General features: G+C 53.7%; 19 protein-coding genes. 13 read left to right on the forward strand and 6 right to left on the reverse strand.

Annotation, left to right across the window (positions count from 1 at the left end):
- Positions 1-324 precede the first annotated feature (324 nt).
- From O6D90_RS07170 to sixA, 4 genes are all read left to right on the forward strand, one after another.
- On the forward strand, positions 325-609 hold the full coding sequence (locus O6D90_RS07170; RefSeq protein ID WP_003834838.1) for a YfcZ/YiiS family protein: 285 nt from the start codon (positions 325-327) through the stop codon (positions 607-609).
- Between the two features lie 176 nt (positions 610-785).
- Positions 786-2,096 carry an acetyl-CoA C-acyltransferase FadI gene (gene fadI / locus O6D90_RS07175; protein WP_016157061.1) on the forward strand — a complete coding sequence of 437 codons (1,311 nt, stop codon included), beginning with the start codon at positions 786-788 and terminating at the stop codon, positions 2,094-2,096.
- Complete coding sequence (gene fadJ, locus O6D90_RS07180; RefSeq protein ID WP_016157060.1) at positions 2,096-4,243, forward strand: fatty acid oxidation complex subunit alpha FadJ; 2,148 nt, start codon at positions 2,096-2,098, stop codon at positions 4,241-4,243. Before fadI ends, fadJ begins: the two co-directional genes overlap by 1 nt.
- A 208-nt stretch (positions 4,244-4,451) precedes the next feature.
- On the forward strand, positions 4,452-4,937 hold the full coding sequence (gene sixA, locus O6D90_RS07185) for a phosphohistidine phosphatase SixA (RefSeq protein ID WP_003028179.1): 486 nt from the start codon (positions 4,452-4,454) through the stop codon (positions 4,935-4,937).
- 80 nt (positions 4,938-5,017) lie between these two features.
- Here sixA and smrB read toward each other — a convergent pair whose 3' ends face one another.
- Positions 5,018-5,569: an endonuclease SmrB gene (gene smrB, locus O6D90_RS07190; RefSeq protein WP_016157059.1), complete on the reverse strand. Its 552-nt coding sequence runs from the start codon at positions 5,567-5,569 to the stop codon at positions 5,018-5,020.
- Between the two features lie 166 nt (positions 5,570-5,735).
- Between smrB and prmB the strand changes: the two genes are divergently transcribed.
- The 6 genes from prmB to O6D90_RS07220 are packed head-to-tail and all read left to right on the forward strand — an operon-like array spanning position 5,736 to position 10,289.
- Positions 5,736-6,668, forward strand: coding sequence for a 50S ribosomal protein L3 N(5)-glutamine methyltransferase (gene prmB, locus O6D90_RS07195; RefSeq protein ID WP_016157058.1), 933 nt, complete (start codon positions 5,736-5,738; stop codon positions 6,666-6,668).
- Between the two features lie 39 nt (positions 6,669-6,707).
- Positions 6,708-7,793 (forward strand): chorismate synthase, encoded by a 1,086-nt coding sequence (gene aroC / locus O6D90_RS07200; RefSeq protein ID WP_003028170.1) that lies wholly within the window; start codon positions 6,708-6,710, stop codon positions 7,791-7,793.
- 3 nt (positions 7,794-7,796) lie between these two features.
- Positions 7,797-8,621: a penicillin-insensitive murein endopeptidase gene (mepA, locus tag O6D90_RS07205; protein ID WP_016153875.1), complete on the forward strand. Its 825-nt coding sequence runs from the start codon at positions 7,797-7,799 to the stop codon at positions 8,619-8,621.
- Positions 8,621-9,430 (forward strand): sulfite exporter TauE/SafE family protein, encoded by an 810-nt coding sequence (locus tag O6D90_RS07210; protein WP_016153874.1) that lies wholly within the window; start codon positions 8,621-8,623, stop codon positions 9,428-9,430. The genes mepA and O6D90_RS07210 overlap by 1 nt, the downstream gene beginning before the upstream one ends.
- A complete protein-coding gene (locus O6D90_RS07215; protein ID WP_016153873.1) occupies positions 9,430-9,978 on the forward strand; it encodes an elongation factor P hydroxylase in 549 nt (182 codons plus the stop codon). Before O6D90_RS07210 ends, O6D90_RS07215 begins: the two co-directional genes overlap by 1 nt.
- A gap of 32 nt (positions 9,979-10,010) precedes the next feature.
- The gene (locus O6D90_RS07220; protein ID WP_016157057.1) at positions 10,011-10,289 is read left to right on the forward strand and encodes a YfcL family protein; all 279 of its coding nucleotides are present in this window, start codon (positions 10,011-10,013) and stop codon (positions 10,287-10,289) included.
- A gap of 121 nt (positions 10,290-10,410) precedes the next feature.
- Here the strand turns inward: O6D90_RS07220 and mnmC are convergent, their stop codons facing one another.
- Positions 10,411-12,411, reverse strand: coding sequence for a bifunctional tRNA (5-methylaminomethyl-2-thiouridine)(34)-methyltransferase MnmD/FAD-dependent 5-carboxymethylaminomethyl-2-thiouridine(34) oxidoreductase MnmC (gene mnmC, locus O6D90_RS07225; protein ID WP_016157056.1), 2,001 nt, complete (start codon positions 12,409-12,411; stop codon positions 10,411-10,413).
- A gap of 159 nt (positions 12,412-12,570) precedes the next feature.
- Here mnmC and fabB point away from each other — a divergent pair, with 159 nt between their 5' ends.
- Positions 12,571-13,791 (forward strand): beta-ketoacyl-ACP synthase I, encoded by a 1,221-nt coding sequence (fabB, locus tag O6D90_RS07230; RefSeq protein ID WP_016157055.1) that lies wholly within the window; start codon positions 12,571-12,573, stop codon positions 13,789-13,791.
- A gap of 51 nt (positions 13,792-13,842) precedes the next feature.
- On the opposite strand, the gene O6D90_RS07235 is transcribed toward fabB, so the two are convergent.
- The 3 genes from O6D90_RS07235 to O6D90_RS07245 all read right to left on the reverse strand — a co-directional run bounded on the left by O6D90_RS07235 (position 13,843) and on the right by O6D90_RS07245 (position 15,142).
- Entirely contained in the window at positions 13,843-14,367 is a 525-nt protein-coding gene (locus O6D90_RS07235; RefSeq protein ID WP_016157054.1) for a YbjP/YqhG family protein, read from the reverse strand.
- The gene (locus tag O6D90_RS07240; RefSeq protein WP_016153868.1) at positions 14,367-14,735 is read right to left on the reverse strand and encodes an NlpC/P60 family protein; all 369 of its coding nucleotides are present in this window, start codon (positions 14,733-14,735) and stop codon (positions 14,367-14,369) included. The genes O6D90_RS07235 and O6D90_RS07240 overlap by 1 nt, the downstream gene beginning before the upstream one ends.
- A 155-nt stretch (positions 14,736-14,890) precedes the next feature.
- Positions 14,891-15,142, reverse strand: coding sequence for a helix-turn-helix domain-containing protein (locus tag O6D90_RS07245; RefSeq protein ID WP_016153867.1), 252 nt, complete (start codon positions 15,140-15,142; stop codon positions 14,891-14,893).
- 173 nt (positions 15,143-15,315) lie between these two features.
- Between O6D90_RS07245 and O6D90_RS07250 the strand changes: the two genes are divergently transcribed.
- Positions 15,316-15,693, forward strand: coding sequence for a hypothetical protein (locus O6D90_RS07250; protein WP_016157053.1), 378 nt, complete (start codon positions 15,316-15,318; stop codon positions 15,691-15,693).
- A gap of 179 nt (positions 15,694-15,872) precedes the next feature.
- Entirely contained in the window at positions 15,873-17,051 is a 1,179-nt protein-coding gene (locus tag O6D90_RS07255) for an MFS transporter (RefSeq protein WP_088583049.1), read from the forward strand.
- On the opposite strand, the gene flk is transcribed toward O6D90_RS07255, so the two are convergent.
- The gene (flk, locus tag O6D90_RS07260; RefSeq protein WP_016153864.1) at positions 17,048-18,049 is read right to left on the reverse strand and encodes a flagella biosynthesis regulator Flk; all 1,002 of its coding nucleotides are present in this window, start codon (positions 18,047-18,049) and stop codon (positions 17,048-17,050) included. The two genes, O6D90_RS07255 and flk, sit on opposite strands and share 4 nt — an antisense overlap.
- Between the last annotated feature and the right edge of the window lie 32 nt (positions 18,050-18,081).

Below are 18,081 nucleotides of genomic sequence, written 5' to 3' on the forward strand. Positions count from 1 at the left end.
GTAACAGGAGCGCGAAGTGTAGGGTCTGAGGTACAACTTAGAAATCAGACCAGTGCCGAGAGTATAGGTCTGACCAGCTGAAATGTTGCAAGTATGTTTATAAATATTTTCAATTCTGATCTCGGAAACGCGATCCAGCTGGCAAAATTGCGGGTATGCACACTCACCTGTTTGGGTGATTTTTGTTTTAGATCATTTTTAAGTGTGATTTCGGTCACTTATCCCATTTCATACAATTAACGACTGGAGAGGCGAATAATGGGAGCGTAAAATATCCCCATCGTTTATCTGGCACCACAGGTGCGAATACAGAGGAAATCTACAATGAGTAAATGCAGTGCTGATGAAACCCCGGTTTGCTGCTGTATGGATGTTGGCACCATCATGGACAACTCCGATTGCACCGCGTCATACAGCCGTGTGTTCGCGAATCGTGCAGAGGCAGAAGAAACGCTGGCCGCTCTGACTGAGAAGGCGCGTGGCGTGGAATCTGAGCCTTGCCAAATCACCTCGACCTTTACTGAAGAGTCTGAAGGTGTGCGTCTGGATATCGACTTTGTTTTTGCCTGTGAAGCTGAAACGCTGATCTTCCAACTGGGTCTGCGTTAATCCCTTCTTTAAAAGCCCTTGTTACCCGGTAGCAAGGGCTTTTTCGTCACTGTCAGTGATTATTCACTGTGTCTTAGCTCCCACTTTCTTTTCTCCCTGCTTGGCTAAATGTAAAAAATTGGTTAAGACTGTGATCAGGTCAGACCACTTATTTTTATTTTTTACAGGGGAGTGTTATGAGTCAGGCTTTACCGCTGGTTACCCGCCAGGGCGATCGCATCGCCATCGTAAGCGGATTGCGTACGCCATTTGCCCGCCAGGCAACCGCGTTTCATGGCATTCCCGCCGTAGATTTGGGGAAAATGGTCGTTGGCGAGCTGCTGGCGCGCAGCGAAATTTCTGCTGATGTGATTGAGCAACTGGTCTTTGGCCAGGTGGTGCAAATGCCCGAGGCCCCAAATATTGCTCGTGAAATCGTGCTGGGAACCGGGATGAATGTGCACACCGATGCCTACAGCGTAAGCCGAGCCTGCGCCACCAGCTTCCAGGCGGTGGCGAATGTCGCGGAAAGCCTGATGGCGGGGACTATTCGTGCAGGAATTGCCGGCGGTGCGGACTCCTCGTCAGTTCTGCCTATTGGCGTTAGCAAAAAGCTGGCGCGGATGCTGGTGGATGTCAATAAGGCCCGGACCACCGGTCAGCGTCTTAAACTTTTCTCCCGACTGCGCTTACGTGACCTGATGCCCGTACCGCCAGCCGTCGCCGAGTATTCCACCGGTTTACGCATGGGGGATACGGCCGAGCAAATGGCCAAAACTTATGGGATTACGCGAGAGCAACAGGATGCCCTGGCGCACCGTTCTCATCAGCGCGCCGCTCAGGCGTGGTCTGAAGGCAAACTGGCAGATGAGGTGATGACCACCTACGCGCCACCTTTCAAAGATCCTTTTTCAGAAGATAACAATATTCGCGGTAACTCTACGCTGGCCGATTACGCCAAACTGCGTCCGGCCTTTGACCGAAAGCACGGCACCGTTACCGCGGCGAACAGTACCCCGCTAACGGACGGCGCAGCCGCCGTGATTATGATGACGGAATCGCGTGCGAAAGAGTTGGGGCTGGTGCCGCTGGGATACCTGCGTAGTTTTGCCTTTACCGCCATCGATGTCTGGCAGGACATGCTGTTGGGGCCGGCGTGGTCAACGCCGCTTGCCCTGGAGAGAGCGGGTCTGACCATGGCTGATTTAACCCTGATCGATATGCATGAAGCATTTGCCGCACAAACGCTGGCGAATCTTCAACTGCTGGGTAGCGAACGTTTTGCCCGCGAAGTGCTCGGCAGGGCGCATGCCACGGGCGAGGTTGATGACAGTAAATTTAATGTGCTGGGCGGATCGATTGCCTATGGACACCCCTTCGCCGCCACCGGTGCTCGCATGATCACCCAAACTCTCCATGAGTTACGACGTCGTGGTGGTGGTTTTGGTTTAGTGACAGCCTGTGCAGCAGGTGGTCTGGGTGCGGCAATGGTTCTGGAGGCGGAATAATGGAAATGACATCGGCTTTTACGCTAAACGTACGTCTGGATAACGTCGCTGTGGTTACCATTGATGTGCCCGGAGAGAAAATGAATACCCTGAAGGCGGAATTTGCCTCTCAGGTTCGGGTCATTCTGAAACAAATTCGCGATAACAAAGCATTACGCGGCGTGGTGTTCATTTCGGCGAAACCCGATAACTTCATTGCCGGGGCGGATATCAACATGATTGGTCGCTGTCGCAGCGCGCAGGAAGCTGAAACGCTGGCACGCCAGGGGCAGCAGATTATGGCGGAAATTAATGCCTTGCCGATCCCCGTTATCGCCGCAATTCATGGCGCCTGTCTCGGCGGTGGCCTGGAGATGGCGCTGGCGTGCCACAATCGTATTTGTACCGATGATGCTAAAACCGTACTGGGTTTACCGGAAGTGCAGCTTGGTCTGCTGCCCGGCTCTGGCGGTACCCAGCGGTTGCCCCGTCTGATTGGCGTCAGTACCGCGCTGGATATGATCCTCACCGGAAAACAACTACGTGCAAAACAGGCGCTGAAAGTGGGTTTAGTGGATGAAATTGTACCGCATACCATTTTGCTGGAAGCGGCCGTAGAACTGGCCAAAAAGGACAGTCCCGCACACCGTACTCTGCCGGTGCGAGAGCGTGTGCTAGCGGGGCCGCTGGGGCGGGCGCTGTTATTCCGCATGGCCAGTAAAAAGACGGCGCAAAAAACGCAGGGCAACTACCCTGCAACAGAACGTATCCTTGAGGTCATCGAAACCGGCCTGGCGCAAGGCAGCAGCAGCGGTTACGACGCCGAAGCCCGCGCGTTTGGCGAACTGGCGATGACATCTCAGTCTCAGGCGCTGCGGCACATCTTTTTTGCCAACACCGATGTGAAAAAGGATCCCGGAAGTGATGTGAAGCCCGGCCCGCTAAACAGTGTAGGCATTTTGGGCGGCGGTCTGATGGGGGGCGGTATTGCCTATGTGACGGCCTGTAAAGGCGGCTTGCCAGTGCGTATCAAAGATATAAATGCCAAGGGAATCAACCACGCGCTGAAGTACAGCTGGGATCAGCTTGAAACGAAGGTTCGCCGCCGTCATATCAAAGCCAGCGAGCGTGATAAACAGCTGGCGCTGATTTCGGGATCAACCGATTATCGTGGCTTCGCTCATCGCGATCTGGTTATTGAAGCCGTATTTGAAGATCTGGCGTTAAAACAACAGATGGTGGCAGAAGTTGAGCAAAATTGCGCATCTCATACCATTTTTGCCTCTAACACCTCATCTTTGCCAATTGGCGATATTGCGGCGAACGCTGCCAGGCCTCAACAAGTAATTGGTTTGCACTTCTTTAGCCCGGTGGAAAAAATGCCGCTGGTCGAGGTTATCCCGCATGCCACGACCTCTGAGCAGACAATTGCCACAACCGTTAAACTGGCGAAAAAGCAGGGCAAAACGCCGATAGTGGTCAGAGATAAGGCCGGATTTTATGTTAACCGCATTTTAGCGCCATACATTAACGAAGCTATTCGTATGCTGACCGAAGGCGAGCGGGTTGAAGCCATTGACGCCGCGCTGGTTAAGTTTGGTTTTCCGGTCGGGCCAATCCAACTTTTGGATGAGGTCGGAATTGATACGGGCACTAAAATTATACCAGTGCTTGAGGCTGCATATGGAGAACGTTTTAGCGCGCCTGCAAATGTTGTTGCTTCAATTTTGAATGACGATCGCAAAGGTAGAAAAAATGGTCGGGGTTTCTATCTTTATGGAGCGAAAGGGCGTAAAAGCAAAAAACAGGTCGACCCTGCAATTTATACGCTTATTGGCGTCCAGGGGCAGGGCCGACTCACCGCCGCGCAGATCGCTGAGCGGTGCGTCATGTTAATGCTCAATGAAGCAGCACGCTGTTTCGATGAGAAGATTATCCGCAGCGCGCGTGATGGCGATATCGGCGCTGTATTTGGTATTGGTTTTCCGCCCTTCCTCGGCGGCCCGTTCCGGTATATGGATTCGCTCGGCGCGGGTGAAGTGGTTGCTGCTCTGCAACGACTGACCACGCAATACGGCTCGCGGTTTACGCCGTGTGAGCAGTTATTGCAGATGTCGGAACGCGGTGAAAGATTCTGGAGTAATGGGGAAACTGACCTGAATTCATGAGGTCAAAGGTAGGATGAATCCGCACTGAATGTATGGGTCGCGCTCAAAATGTAAACAGAGATTGACTATACTTACGCCGTTGAGGTAAAAAACAGCGTTTCATTCGGTGAATGGATAAGGCACAATGCCGGCCACCACATCGTTACCACGGTCAATAGGGGCTGTGGATAAAGGTGTCGGTGATTCTGGTTAACAAAAGCGGTGCAATATGCAAGTTTTTATCATGCGTCACGGCGACGCAGCCCTCGATGCCGCCAGTGATTCGGTTCGTCCCTTAACCTCCTGTGGTTGTGACGAATCTCGCCTGATGGCGAACTGGCTGAAAGGTCAAAAAGTGGATATCGAACGTGTTCTGGTGAGCCCGTTCCTACGAGCCGAACAAACGCTGGATGTGGTGGGGGAATGTATGAACCTGCCAACCGGTGTGGATGTTTTGCCGGAGCTGACTCCCTGCGGCGATGTCGGTCTGGTCAGCGCCTATTTACAGGCTCTGGCCAATGAAGGTATCGCCACGGCGCTGGTCATCTCTCACTTACCTTTAGTGGGGTATCTGGTGTCTGAACTTTGCCCTGGCGAAACACCGCCGATGTTTACCACATCAGCGATTGCCAGCGTAACGCTTGATGAGAGCGGGAAGGGGACTTTTAACTGGCAGATGAGCCCGTGTAACCTGAAAATGGCAAAAGCGATTTAAAAAGCCTGGAATCGGATAAGGCACAGCCGTCATCCGGAAAATCAAAGAGCCGCAAATGCGGCTCTTTCTGTTTTTCTGCATCAGGGAAGTTCGGGCGGTTGCCACTCTTCCACTTCAATCAGTAGCAGCAGCGCGGCGTCGCCACCGTACTCTTTTGGCGCTTGATGAAAGGCCATCACGTGCGGATGCTGCGCCAGCCAGAGCGGCGTTTGCTGCTTAAGAATATGTTTTCCGTGACCATGCATTACGCAAGCGCAAAACACATGCTCGCGACGACAGGCGGCAATCAGCGCGCCTAACTCCTGTTTGGCCTGCTGCTGGGTCAGCCCGTGCAGATCGAGAAACAGCTCCGGGGAGTAATCGCCACGGCGCATTTTCTTCAGTTCGAAATGGCTGACGTCGGCACGCAGATATCTTACCGGGCCGTCCGTATTCAGCAGCGGCTGAAACTCGTCCGAGAAATAGTGACTGGCATCAGCTTGTTCCTGCAGCAGCCTTTTAACCGGAACCTCGGTAATTTTTTTACGTAGCGGTCGGTGAACAATGGTGTCCTGTTTAATTTTACGCGTGCCGGTCATCAGCTGGCGAAACAGCGTCTGATCCTCCTCGCTGAGCGATGTTTTCTTTTTCATTCGAGAGTCTCATCTTTTATTTTTCGTTAGTTTAACCCGACTCGGCGGGCATCCGATCGCTTAAAACGCAATTTTCGCGCTCAGGCCCTGTGTGAATGCTGATTTATCGCCGTCTTCGTGGCAAACTAGCCGCCGAAATTAATACGAGCATGCCCTGGAGGAATACGTGGATAAAATTTTCGTCGATGAAGCAGTGAGTGAACTGCATACCATTCAGGACATGTTGCGTTGGGCGGTCAGCCGTTTTAGCGCGGCGAATATCTGGTATGGCCATGGCACGGATAACCCATGGGACGAGGCCGTACAACTGGTGCTGCCGTCACTTTATCTGCCGCTGGATATTCCAGAAGATATGCGTACCGCGCGTCTGACTTCCAGCGAGCGCCATCGCATTGTTGAACGCGTGATTCGCCGCGTCAACGAGCGCATTCCAGTCGCTTATTTGACCAACAAAGCCTGGTTCTGCGGGCATGAGTTTTATGTTGATGAACGCGTGCTGGTACCACGTTCGCCGATTGGCGAGCTTATTAATAACCGCTTTGCGGGCCTTATTAATGAGCAGCCACAGCATATCCTTGATATGTGTACCGGCAGCGGCTGTATTGCCATTGCCTGCGCCTATGCTTTCCCGGAGGCCGAAGTGGATGCGGTGGATATTTCCACCGACGCGCTGGCGGTGACCGAACACAATATTGAAGAGCACGGCCTGATCCATCATGTTACGCCGATCCGTTCCGATCTGTTCCGCGATCTGCTGAAAGTCCAGTATGACCTGATTGTGACCAATCCGCCGTATGTCGATGCGGAAGATATGTCCGATCTGCCAAACGAATATCGTCATGAACCTGAGTTGGGTCTGGCGTCCGGCAGCGATGGACTGAAACTTACCCGCCGCATTCTGGGTAACGCTCCGGACTATCTGTCAGATAACGGTATTCTGATTTGTGAAGTCGGAAACAGCATGGTACATCTGATAGAGCAATACCCGGATGTACCGTTCACCTGGCTGGAGTTCGACAACGGCGGTGAAGGTGTATTCATGCTGACCAAAGAGCAGTTAGTTGCTGCTCGCGAGCACTTCAGCATTTATAAAGACTAAATACACGCGCACATACACAACACTCATAACGGAGCCGTGATGGCAGGAAACACAATTGGGCAACTCTTTCGCGTAACCACTTTCGGTGAATCACACGGGCTGGCGCTCGGTTGTATTGTCGATGGTGTTCCGCCGGGCATTTCTCTGACAGAAGCTGACCTGCAGCACGATCTCGACAGACGCCGTCCGGGCACATCGCGCTACACTACGCAGCGTCGTGAGCCGGATCAGGTGAAAATCCTCTCCGGCGTGTTCGAGGGCGTTACCACCGGCACCAGCATTGGCCTGTTGATCGAAAATACCGATCAGCGTTCACAGGATTACGGTGCGATTAAGGACGTTTTTCGTCCAGGACACGCCGACTATACCTATGAGCAGAAGTATGGCCTGCGTGACTACCGTGGCGGCGGACGCTCATCCGCACGTGAAACGGCGATGCGCGTTGCGGCCGGAGCGATTGCCAAAAAATATCTGGCGGAAAAGTTCGGCGTTGAAATTCGCGGCTGTCTGACGCAGATGGGTGATATTCCGCTGGAGATCAAAGACTGGTCCCAGGTGGAACTTAACCCGTTCTTTTGTCCAGATCCGGATAAACTCGAGGCGCTGGACGAACTGATGCGTGGGCTGAAGAAAGAGGGCGACTCCATCGGGGCGAAGGTGACCGTGGTTGCAAGCGGGGTACCAGCGGGTCTAGGCGAACCTGTATTTGACCGCCTGGATGCTGATATCGCTCACGCGCTGATGAGCATTAACGCCGTTAAAGGTGTTGAGATTGGCGACGGTTTTGACGTTGTTGCACTGCGCGGCAGCCAGAACCGTGATGAAATCACCAAAGAAGGTTTCCAGAGTAATCATGCGGGCGGCATTCTTGGTGGGATCAGCAGTGGGCAACAAATCATTGCTCATATGGCGCTGAAACCGACCTCCAGTATTACCGTTCCAGGGCGCACTATTAATCGCTTTGGTGAAGAAGTCGAAATGATCACCAAAGGTCGTCACGATCCGTGTGTTGGGATCCGCGCCGTGCCAATCGCCGAAGCGATGCTGGCGATCGTGTTGATGGATCACCTGCTGCGTCAGCGGGCGCAAAATGCGGACGTGAAGACCGATATTCCACGCTGGTAAGAGATGAAAAAAACGGCACTTGCGGCGCTGGCTCTGTTTGCCAGCACCGCCTGTCTGGCGGCGACGCCCTGGCAGAAAATTACCCATCCGGTTGCAGGCAGCGCGCAGTCTATCGGCGCGTTCTCCAATGGCTGTATTGTTGGCGCAGATACGCTGCCTGTACAGTCAGAACACTATCAGGTGATGCGCACCGATCAGCGCCGTTACTTTGGCCATCCGGATCTGGTGATGTTTATCCAGCGTCTGAGTAATCAGGCCAACAATCTGGGGCTGGGTACGGTGTTAATCGGCGATATGGGCATGCCGGCCGGTGGGCGATTCAATGGCGGTCACGCCAGCCACCAGACGGGACTGGATGTAGATATTTTCCTGCAACTGCCGAAAACCCGCTGGACCCAGTCGCAACTGCTGCGGCCGCAGGCGTTAGATCTGGTCTCACAGGATGGCAAACGTGTCGTGCCGTCACTCTGGAAGCCGGAGATTTTCAGCCTGATCAGGCTGGCGGCAAAAGATAATGAAGTCACGCGTATTTTCGTGAATCCGGCGATTAAGCAGCAACTTTGTCTGGATGCAGGGACCGACAGGGACTGGTTGCGTAAAGTGCGGCCATGGTTCCAGCATCGTGCGCATATGCACGTACGGTTACGTTGTCCTGCCGACAGTCTTGAGTGCGAAGATCAACCGTTACCACCACCGGGTGACGGCTGCGGCGCGGAGCTGCAAAGCTGGTTCGAACCTCCGAAACCTGGAACCACCAAGCCTGAGAAGAAGACACCGCCGCCGTTGCCGCCTTCCTGCCAGGCGCTACTGGACGAGCATGTACTCTAATGGATCATTTTGCCTCTCTGTTTATGGTGTCGCCACTGCTGTTAGGTGTGCTTTTTTTCGTGGCGATGCTGGCAGGTTTTATTGATTCTCTGGCCGGAGGCGGTGGTTTACTCACTATCCCGGCATTGATGGCGGCCGGGATGCCACCCGCGCAAGCGCTGGCCACCAATAAGCTACAGGCCTGTGGAGGATCTATCTCTTCCTCCCTCTATTTTATTCGCCGTGGCGTGGTTAATCTGGCGGATCAGAAGCTCAATATCTTCATGACTTTTATCGGCTCAATGAGCGGCGCGCTGTTGGTTCAGCATGTGCAGTCAGATATTCTGCGCCAGATCCTGCCGGTTCTGGTTATCTGTATTGGCCTTTACTTTCTGTTGATGCCTAAAGTGGGGGAGGAGGACCGACAGCGTCGGTTGCATGGGTTGCCTTTCGCGCTGGTGGCCGGGGGCTGCGTCGGCTTTTACGATGGCTTTTTTGGTCCGGCTGCGGGGTCGTTCTACGCGCTGGCCTTTGTCATGCTGTGCGGCTACAACCTGGCGAAATCGACGGCCCACGCCAAAGTATTAAATGCCACATCGAATATCGGCGGGCTGTTGCTGTTTGCCCTCGGCGGCAAAGTGATTTGGGCGACCGGATTTGTGATGCTCATTGGCCAGTTTATTGGCGCACGGATGGGCTCACGGCTGGTGCTCAGTAAAGGACAAAAACTCATTCGGCCAATGATCGTCATTGTCTCCGCCGTGATGAGCGCCAAGCTACTTTATGATAATCATGGACAGGAGATTCTCCACTGGCTGGGGATGAACTAATGAATAATACCCATCACTACGAACAGTTAATTGAGATTTTTAACGGCTGCTTTGCCGATGAATTTAATACCCGTCTGATTAAAGGCGATGACGAACCGATCTATCTTCCTGCGGATGCGGAATTACCGTATCACCGTATCGTTTTTGCGCATGGCTATTACGCCAGCGCGTTACACGAAATTTCACACTGGTGCATCGCCGGTAAGGCGCGGCGTGAACTGGTCGACTTCGGTTACTGGTACTGTCCGGACGGACGCGACGCGAAGACGCAATGCCAGTTTGAAGACGTGGAAGTGAAGCCGCAGGCGTTTGACTGGCTGTTTTGCATGGCGGCGGGCTACCCGTTTAACGTCAGTTGCGACAACCTTGAAGGGGACTTTGAACCGGATCGCGTGGTATTCCAGCGCCGTGTTCATGCTCAGGTGATGGAGTACCTGGAAAAGGGGATCCCTGAACGTCCGGCGCGCTTCATTAACGCGTTACAGAATTATTATCACACGCCTGAACTTAAGGCGGAACAATTCCCGTGGCCCGAAGCGCTCAACTGAAGTCGCTGCCACGTTTACAATGAGGAAAGAAGATGATCGCGGAGTTTGAATCACGCATTCTGGCATTAATCGACGATATGGTAGAGCACGCCAGCGATGATGAGTTGTTTGCCAGTGGTTATTTGCGTGGACACCTGACGCTGGCCGTGGCCGAACTGGACGCTGGCGAGGACCATTCCGCTGAGGCATTGTACGCCAATGTGACCAGCAGCCTGGAAAAAGCCATCAGCGCAGGCGAACTATCGCCGCGTGACCAGGCGTTAGTGAAAGAAATGTGGGACACTCTGTTCCAGAAGGCTACTGCACAATAATTGCGGTAAATTGTGCCGGATGGCGACGCTCTGGTGTCTTATCCGGCCAACCTTGTTGGGGTGTTTGTAGGCCTGATAAGCGTAGCGTCATCAGGCCATGACGAGAGGGCATCCCATCCTTTTATTTCACCGCTTTACCCTTCAATAACTTCCTGACCCACAGACGATTTGGATTTAGCGCCGCCAGCGTGCTGGCATCCATGGGAATCGGTTCATTGCTCATTTGCGACGCCAGAATTTCTGCACACAGCGGGGCAGTACACAGCCCGCGCGATCCCAGCGCGCCCAGCATAAATAAATCGGAATAAACCGGCGCGCTTACGGCGTGCTCTTTGTCTGCAGCAAGTGTAGTGTACTGGCTGAGCGTGGCGTCATAGTCCGCGACGTTGCCGACCATTGGCATGTGATCGCGCGTGGCGCAGCGCACCCCACAGCGGGCGGCATTGTCACTAACGTCTACCTCTTTTGCCCACACAGCGTTCGGGAAGCAGTCGATTAAGCGTTGACGGTTTTGTTGCTGATCGTCCTCGCGATACGCTGTCTCTTCACTCCCTCGATGATAGCTGGCGCCAATGCAGTGCTGCTGATTTTGCGGGTTGTGCGGCGTGAGGTAGCCGTCATAGCACAGCACCTGACGTAACGCTGAAAGTGCAGGTGTGGTGGGAATATGACTCACCTGACCGCCCACGGAGTACACCGGTAGCGGCTGCGTTTGCTCAAAGCTGCTAATGAGATGGCCGTTAGCCAGAACGACTGCTGCGTGAGAGGCGGTTTCTCCACTGGAAAACTGCAATTGCCAGCTTGCTGTCTGGCGAGTCAGTGAGGCCAGCGTATGTTGGTAGCGGGTGCGTAATCCCAGGGTTGTTGCATAGTCCAGTACCGCGGCGGTTAACTGCGCCGGGTACAGCCATCCTCCGGCCGGATACTGAATCCCGCCGCATCCGGTTTCCACACCTGTTGTTTGTAAAACCTGCTGTGCGTCAACCCCGACGGCGAGCGCAGCGGGCAGTTCAAGGGACAGCATCTGGGTGATTTTTTGCTGGCTTTTCTCATCCCACGCGAGTTGCGTCACGCCGCACCAGTCATGCGCGAACTCAACGGGGAGGGTGTCATACAGTCGACGGGCGAAGGTAAACGCAGTGGGGAAAAAGAGATTAATGGCTGCGTCATGTTTGCTAAGTAGGGGGTAGAGCGCCCCCTGGCGATTACCGGATGCGCCCCCGGCAGGTTTATCGTCGGCGCAATACAGCGTGACCTGCCAGCCGCGGCGCAATAACGCCAGTGACAGCAATGCGCTGGCAATTCCTCCACCAATAATGGCGGCTTCGCGCTTATCTGTTCCCGTACGCGCAAACCATGGCGCCGAGGACGTGAGCGCCTGAGTCTGTTCCATCACGCCACAGAGCATTTCGCGTTTGCGCCCAAAGCCTTTGCATTTTTGCATTGTAAACCCGGCTTCCTGCAACCCCCGACGTACAAAGCCTGCCGAGGTAAAGGTTGCCAGCGTCCCGCCGGGACGAGCCAGTCGGGCCATCGCGTTAAACAGCGTTGGCGTCCACATATCCGGGTTTTTTGCCGGTGCGAAACCGTCCAGGAACCAGGCGTCCACCTTTTGATTCAGAGAGTCATCCAGCGTACTGGTCAGTTCGTTAATATCGCCAAACCACAGATCCAGCGTGACGCGCCCATCATCAAGCAGCAGGCGATGACATCCCGCCAGCGGCAGCGGCCATTGTTCTTGCAGTGCCGTGGCCCACGGGGCAAGTTCTGGCCAGTGCTGGTGGGCTAAGGTGAGATCTTCTCGCGTCAGCGGATATTTTTCAAAGCTGATGAAATGTAATCTTTCCAGGGTAGCTTCTGGATGGGTATCGCGAAAATCGGCAAATGCCTGCCAGAGCGTGAGGAAGTTAAGTCCGGTGCCAAACCCGCTTTCTGCCACCACGAAGAGGGGACGTGAATGCGCAGGGAATCGTTGTGCGAGATGGTTACCGCCGAGAAAGACGTAACGTGTCTCTTCCAGCCCGTTATCATTAGAAAAATAGACATCGTCAAAATCTCGGGAAACAGGTGTACCCTCAGCGTTGAATTCAAGGTTGGCAGGTTGTATAGCGTATTGTTTCACGTAAGTTACTCGTCTGACAGGCTGTGCCCCGATCTTAGCGATGAGTGCCTGGCTGCGCAAATTTCCACATAAAATGGCTGATCGGACTTGTTCGGCGTACAAGTGTACGCTATTGTGCCACTCGAAACTTTAAAATAGTGCGACTTACAGAGGTATTGAATGAAACGTGCAGTGATTACTGGCTTGGGCATCGTTTCCAGCATCGGTAATAACCAGCAGGAAGTCCTGGCATCTCTGCGTGAAGGACGTTCAGGGATCACTTTCTCTCAGGAGCTGAAGGACTCCGGCATGCGTAGCCACGTTTGGGGCAACGTAAAACTGGATACCACTGGCCTCATTGACCGCAAAGTAGTGCGCTTCATGAGCGACGCATCCATCTATGCATTCCTATCAATGGAGCAGGCAGTGGCTGATGCCGGCCTTGCTGCAGAAGATTACCAGAACAACCCGCGCGTTGGCCTGATTGCAGGTTCCGGCGGCGGCTCCCCACGTTTTCAGGTGTTCGGCGCTGACGCAATGCGTAGCCCACGTGGTCTGAAAGCGGTTGGCCCGTATGTGGTCACCAAAGCGATGGCGTCCGGCGTTTCTGCCTGCCTCGCAACGCCGTTCAAAATCCACGGCGTAAACTACTCCATCAGTTCTGCCTGTGCGACATCTGCGCACTGCATCGGCAACGCGGTAGAACAAATTCAGTTGGGCAAACAGGATATCGTTTTTGCTGGCGGCGGCGAAGAGCTGTGCTGGGAAATGGCGTGTGAATTCGATGCCATGGGCGCGCTGTCTACCAAATACAACGACGATCCGTCAAAAGCTTCCCGTACCTATGACGCAAACCGCGACGGTTTCGTTATTGCTGGCGGCGGCGGTATGGTCGTGGTTGAAGAACTGGAGCACGCTCTGGCACGTGGCGCGCACATCTATGCGGAAATCGTCGGTTACGGCGCAACGTCCGATGGCGCAGACATGGTTGCTCCGTCTGGCGAAGGCGCAGTACGTTGCATGCAGATGGCGATGCACGGTGTAGACACGCCGATCGACTACCTGAACTCTCACGGTACCTCGACTCCGGTTGGTGACGTGAAAGAACTGGGCGCAATCCGCGAAGTGTTTGGCAACAACAGCCCGGCAATCTCCGCAACCAAAGCGATGACCGGTCACTCACTGGGCGCGGCTGGCGTGCAGGAAGCTATCTACTCTCTGCTGATGCTGGAACATGGCTTTATCGCGCCAAGCATCAACATTGAAGAGCTGGATGAGCAGGCGGCAGGTCTGAACATCGTGACCAAACCGACCGAGCAGGCGCTGACCACCGTGATGTCCAACAGCTTCGGCTTTGGCGGCACCAACGCTACGCTGGTTATGCGTAAGCTGAAGGCGTAAGTCTCCTTGAATACGAAAAAAGGGAGCCAACAGGCTCCCTTTTTACTGTGTTTACTTCGGCATTTTTTCGTATTCCGGCGCGATCTCAGCGGACCATGCTCTGGCTCGCGTAATCTCTCCGGCATTGTAAATGGGCTGCTCGTAATGACGACCCGCGTCCCGGACACGATAAATTTTCCACCGTCCTTCCTCCCAACGGGTATAAACCTCCAGTCGAATAGGGGCTGACTCAGTGCCTAACTGCAGGTTCAGTTTTTCACCGCCGAGGAATGGCTGCGCCTGTCCAACCCGCAACAGCGGGATCCATGCCGGTGCGTAATCCTGCACATACATAAAGTAGTCCGCTTGCACGATCTCCTGCTCATAAAGCGTATCAATTAGCGCCAGACGCCCGATAACCTCTTTTGCGACATAGCGTTGCAGTAATGCTGATGTTTCGCGGGGCGCATCCGGATCCTGAGTGTAGTTCTTCATCCACGAAAGATAGAACTGTTTCACATCCTGCGTGCTGTCACGGTGAGAAGGGGTACAGCCACAAATCAACAGGATGAGAACAATCAGTGGAAAGGCTTTCATTACTTCTTCCTGTAAATGGTGTATGACGGCTTTGCGGTCCGATAACCCGGACCGGCCCACATGTCTCGCTGTTTGAAGTCGGAATACCAGTCATGACCGTCATATATCGCCATGTGACCGCTCGGGTTTCCATTAGCATAAGGTTGAATGATGATGACATCCCCTTCGCGCGGCTCTTCAAGCGCGCCAATGGCGCTGAAACCGGCGTTTTTCAGCATCGGACCATAATCTTTGGCATGGTAAGTGCGCCCAAGAGTAACGCCGCCTGCCTGAACAGCTTTGCGGGTATATTCCGCACAGCGCCCTTGTGAATGTGAACTCGCGTGCGATTTGGCGTAATTGACCGCCACCTTTTTATCCCAACTCATAACGACTCCTGTTAATAACATACGTAATAGCAATTACGTGATGCTTTAACAGTATTTACGCAATTGGAAATGGCAAATAGTGCTATTAATATTCTCAATATATTAAGCTGGGATATTTATTAATTTATATGCTCGATAAATTACGAGTGATCTATTTAATATTCAGTATTACTTGTTTTATCCTCTGGCTGCTGGCGTGGATAGCGTGACGGCCAAATCACGTCTGGCGAGGTTTCGAGCGCCTGCGCAATGATCTGCTCCGCTCTGGGCCAGCTTCGGGTAAATACATTGCGCAGTGAATCGGGCGATAATCCAGCCGCACGAGAAAGATCTCTGAGCGTGATTCCTTTTTTTTCCAGTGCACTTTTAATATCTGCACGATGCCAGTCTTGGCTTTTGTGTTCCATTCTGTAATCCTAAGGAAATGTGTTATCGGCGCCGATATTTTTCAGGGTATAAACCAGAGAAACAAAAGAATGTAACTTTCTTTTTGGTCACTGGAATATTGCCAGAATAAAACTGAAATTTCGCGCAAAAGAAAAAATATTTTTTATTCCACAGGCAGAAAGGAAAGAAACTAATGGCAAAAGAGTGGTTCACGGTAAAGGAATGTCTTGAATTACCGGGGTTTCCAGGAAGCGCGCCTGCGGTTCGTTCCCGTTTAAACATGTACAGTGAAGGCAAAGAGGGCGTGAAGCGCAAACGTGTTAAATCAAAGGCTGAGGAGTTTCATATCTCCATTTTCCCTTTGTATCTCCGTCCTTACCTGAAAGAAACTGAAAAGGTGCTGGCCTTAGAGAGCCGTTCCGTACAGGAAGCGGAACCGAAAGAGATCTGGGATATGATGTTCAGACTGCTGACGCCGGGGCAGCGCAAGCAGGTGACCGGACTGTTTGGCACAAAAGGAATTGATGCGGTATTTCCTTTTTTATTCGACGAAAAGTCGTCTTTACCGTGAACCGACCTGGTGAGATTTCAGGGTTGACAAATTTAGTGGCTCACAGGCAGACTTCGCACTCAACATTATCTATCTGATAATGCGTAAGCGTTTAACGTTATCCAACGCACCTTAATCCTGAAAGTCAGGTAGAGGGGGCGTGGACATTCCTCGCCTTACTCTGCATTTTGGAGTAACGCATGACAGCTGTAACCCAACAAGAAAAAACACCTTCGGCGAACTTTTCGCTGTTTCGTATCGCTTTTGCAGTTTTCCTGACCTATATGACGGTCGGCCTACCTTTGCCCGTTATTCCTCTGTTTGTGCATCAGGAGCTGGGCTATGGCAACACCATGGTTGGTATCGCCGTAGGCGTACAGTTTCTGGCAACGGTATTAACGCGCGGCTACGCCGGGCGCTTAGCCGATCAATATGGCGCCAAACGTTCGGCGCTACAGGGGATGTTTGCCTGTGGGTTGGCGGGTGCGGCGTGGTTGTTAGCCGCGCTATTGCCTGTCTCTGTCCCTGTAAAATTTGCATTGTTAATCGTCGGGCGTTTGATCCTCGGTTTTGGCGAAAGCCAACTGCTCACCGGAACGCTGACCTGGGGGCTTGGGCTGGTCGGTCCAACACGCTCGGGTAAGGTGATGTCGTGGAACGGGATGGCTATTTACGGTGCGCTGGCCGCCGGTGCGCCGCTGGGCTTGCTAATCCATAGCCACTTTGGCTTCGCGGCGCTGGCGGGAACGACAATGGTATTACCGCTGCTGGCATGGGCATTCAACGGCACCGTTCGCAAAGTGCCTGCTCATGCAGGAGAACGCCCTTCTTTATGGAGCGTGGTAGGGCTTATCTGGAAACCGGGCCTGGGCCTGGCGCTGCAGGGCGTTGGTTTTGCGGTGATCGGTACGTTTATTTCACTCTATTTTGTCAGCAACGGCTGGACGATGGCGGGGTTCACCCTGACCGCGTTTGGTGGGGCGTTTGTGCTGATGCGCATTCTGTTTGGCTGGATGCCGGATCGGTTCGGAGGCGTGAAGGTAGCCGTTGTCTCCTTACTGGTTGAAACCGCGGGGCTGATTCTGCTGTGGCAGGCCCCATCAGCATGGATTGCGCTGCTCGGGGCGGCATTAACCGGGGCAGGATGTTCGCTTATCTTCCCGGCATTGGGCGTAGAGGTTGTGAAGCGAGTGCCCGCGCAGGTTCGCGGTACGGCGCTGGGCGGTTACGCCGCGTTTCAGGATATCTCCTACGGCATAAGCGGCCCGGTCGCCGGGGTGCTGGCCACCGCGTACGGTTATCCCTCGGTATTCCTTGCCGGAGCGATATCCGCCGTGGTGGGGATTGTCGTGACGCTGCTTACGCTGAGCAAAGGTTAAGCGACCAGCCAGAAAATGGCTAATGCGATCATTAACGCGACAAACAGCAATCCCGGTCGTGCCGACAGAGATTTAACCGTTTCAATCATCGGCGCGAACGGGCTGTAAATAGGCTGAAGATGGCGCGGATCGTTTAGCTCGCGTTCCCGTTCTACGCGGCGCAGGAAGATTTGATTCAGCAAGTCCTGCACCTGCACCGTGGTCAGAATCGTTTGTGGTTGGATCTGATACGTCTGCTGCGCGTACTCTTTTATTGCCGTCAGCTCATTCGGCTCTAATGGCAGCTTCAGGGCCGCCTGGAGCGTTTGTAGCGTCGGGGCGCTTTGCAGGCTGAGCGTCTGGCGCGCCTGCAGCCAGGTGACCAGATGAGTAAACTGTTTGGCGGGGATCAGCTCACCGCTTTTTACGCCAGACAGCTCTAACATTGACTGCCAGATCATCTTACCTGACTCTCCCGTGGCCGCCGCCAGTTTGGTAACCAACTGGTTCAGCGTATTGTGCTCTGCGGGTAATAACGGACGATCGGTGGCCGGGCGCTGTTGCGGTTGCGGTATAGAAAGCTGCCCTTGTTGCAGCAGCGTGAGCACGTTCTTCAACTGCTCAGGCGTGAGCTGGCTGAGCGCCGTTTGCCCATACTGCTGACGGATAAAATCACTTACCGCCTGGCGGTTATTTCCCTGACTCAGTAATTCAGTGAGCTGTGAGAGAACCTGACGATTAGCATGATTTTGCTGAGCAACACCCAGCCGCTGATTCAGGTTTTGCTCCGCGGCAGGAAAGTGACGTGATTGCAGCGGTGTATCACTTTTGACGCCCAGATCGTGCTTCATTCCGGCCCACACCTCGGCGCTTTGCTGTTGGGTGAGTGAAATCAGACGGGTAATCAGTCGTTCCAGCACGGTACGTTGTTGTGTGGATAACGGTTGTTCACCCGCAGCAGAAGGGGCATTTTGGCCTTCGCCGGGAGGGCGTGCGGGTGTACCTGAAATGGGCTGCATCATCTCTGTTCCTTAAATCTGTGCTGACCAGG

This window comes from Citrobacter sp. 21OH12SH02A-Citro, from assembly GCF_027919895.1.
Taxonomy (GTDB): Bacteria; Pseudomonadota; Gammaproteobacteria; order Enterobacterales; family Enterobacteriaceae; genus Citrobacter; species Citrobacter braakii.

Excerpts from the sequence above, each read along its gene's own strand:
- sixA (WP_003028179.1), top strand. The coding sequence starts at position 4,452 with ATGCAAGTTTTTATCATGCGTCACGGCGACGCAGCCCTCGATGCCGCC.
- fabB (WP_016157055.1), top strand. The coding sequence starts at position 12,571 with ATGAAACGTGCAGTGATTACTGGCTTGGGCATCGTTTCCAGCATCGGT.
- O6D90_RS07215 (WP_016153873.1), top strand. The coding sequence starts at position 9,430 with ATGAATAATACCCATCACTACGAACAGTTAATTGAGATTTTTAACGGC.
- O6D90_RS07235 (WP_016157054.1), bottom strand. The coding sequence starts at position 14,367 with ATGAAAGCCTTTCCACTGATTGTTCTCATCCTGTTGATTTGTGGCTGT.
- O6D90_RS07240 (WP_016153868.1), bottom strand. The coding sequence starts at position 14,735 with ATGAGTTGGGATAAAAAGGTGGCGGTCAATTACGCCAAATCGCACGCG.
- mepA (WP_016153875.1), top strand. The coding sequence starts at position 7,797 with ATGAAAAAAACGGCACTTGCGGCGCTGGCTCTGTTTGCCAGCACCGCC.
- O6D90_RS07210 (WP_016153874.1), top strand. The coding sequence starts at position 8,621 with ATGGATCATTTTGCCTCTCTGTTTATGGTGTCGCCACTGCTGTTAGGT.
- O6D90_RS07245 (WP_016153867.1), bottom strand. The coding sequence starts at position 15,142 with ATGGAACACAAAAGCCAAGACTGGCATCGTGCAGATATTAAAAGTGCA.
- O6D90_RS07250 (WP_016157053.1), top strand. The coding sequence starts at position 15,316 with ATGGCAAAAGAGTGGTTCACGGTAAAGGAATGTCTTGAATTACCGGGG.
- O6D90_RS07220 (WP_016157057.1), top strand. The coding sequence starts at position 10,011 with ATGATCGCGGAGTTTGAATCACGCATTCTGGCATTAATCGACGATATG.
- aroC (WP_003028170.1), top strand. The coding sequence starts at position 6,708 with ATGGCAGGAAACACAATTGGGCAACTCTTTCGCGTAACCACTTTCGGT.
- fadJ (WP_016157060.1), top strand. The coding sequence starts at position 2,096 with ATGGAAATGACATCGGCTTTTACGCTAAACGTACGTCTGGATAACGTC.
- flk (WP_016153864.1), bottom strand. The coding sequence starts at position 18,049 with ATGCAGCCCATTTCAGGTACACCCGCACGCCCTCCCGGCGAAGGCCAA.
- O6D90_RS07255 (WP_088583049.1), top strand. The coding sequence starts at position 15,873 with ATGACAGCTGTAACCCAACAAGAAAAAACACCTTCGGCGAACTTTTCG.
- O6D90_RS07170 (WP_003834838.1), top strand. The coding sequence starts at position 325 with ATGAGTAAATGCAGTGCTGATGAAACCCCGGTTTGCTGCTGTATGGAT.
- smrB (WP_016157059.1), bottom strand. The coding sequence starts at position 5,569 with ATGAAAAAGAAAACATCGCTCAGCGAGGAGGATCAGACGCTGTTTCGC.
- fadI (WP_016157061.1), top strand. The coding sequence starts at position 786 with ATGAGTCAGGCTTTACCGCTGGTTACCCGCCAGGGCGATCGCATCGCC.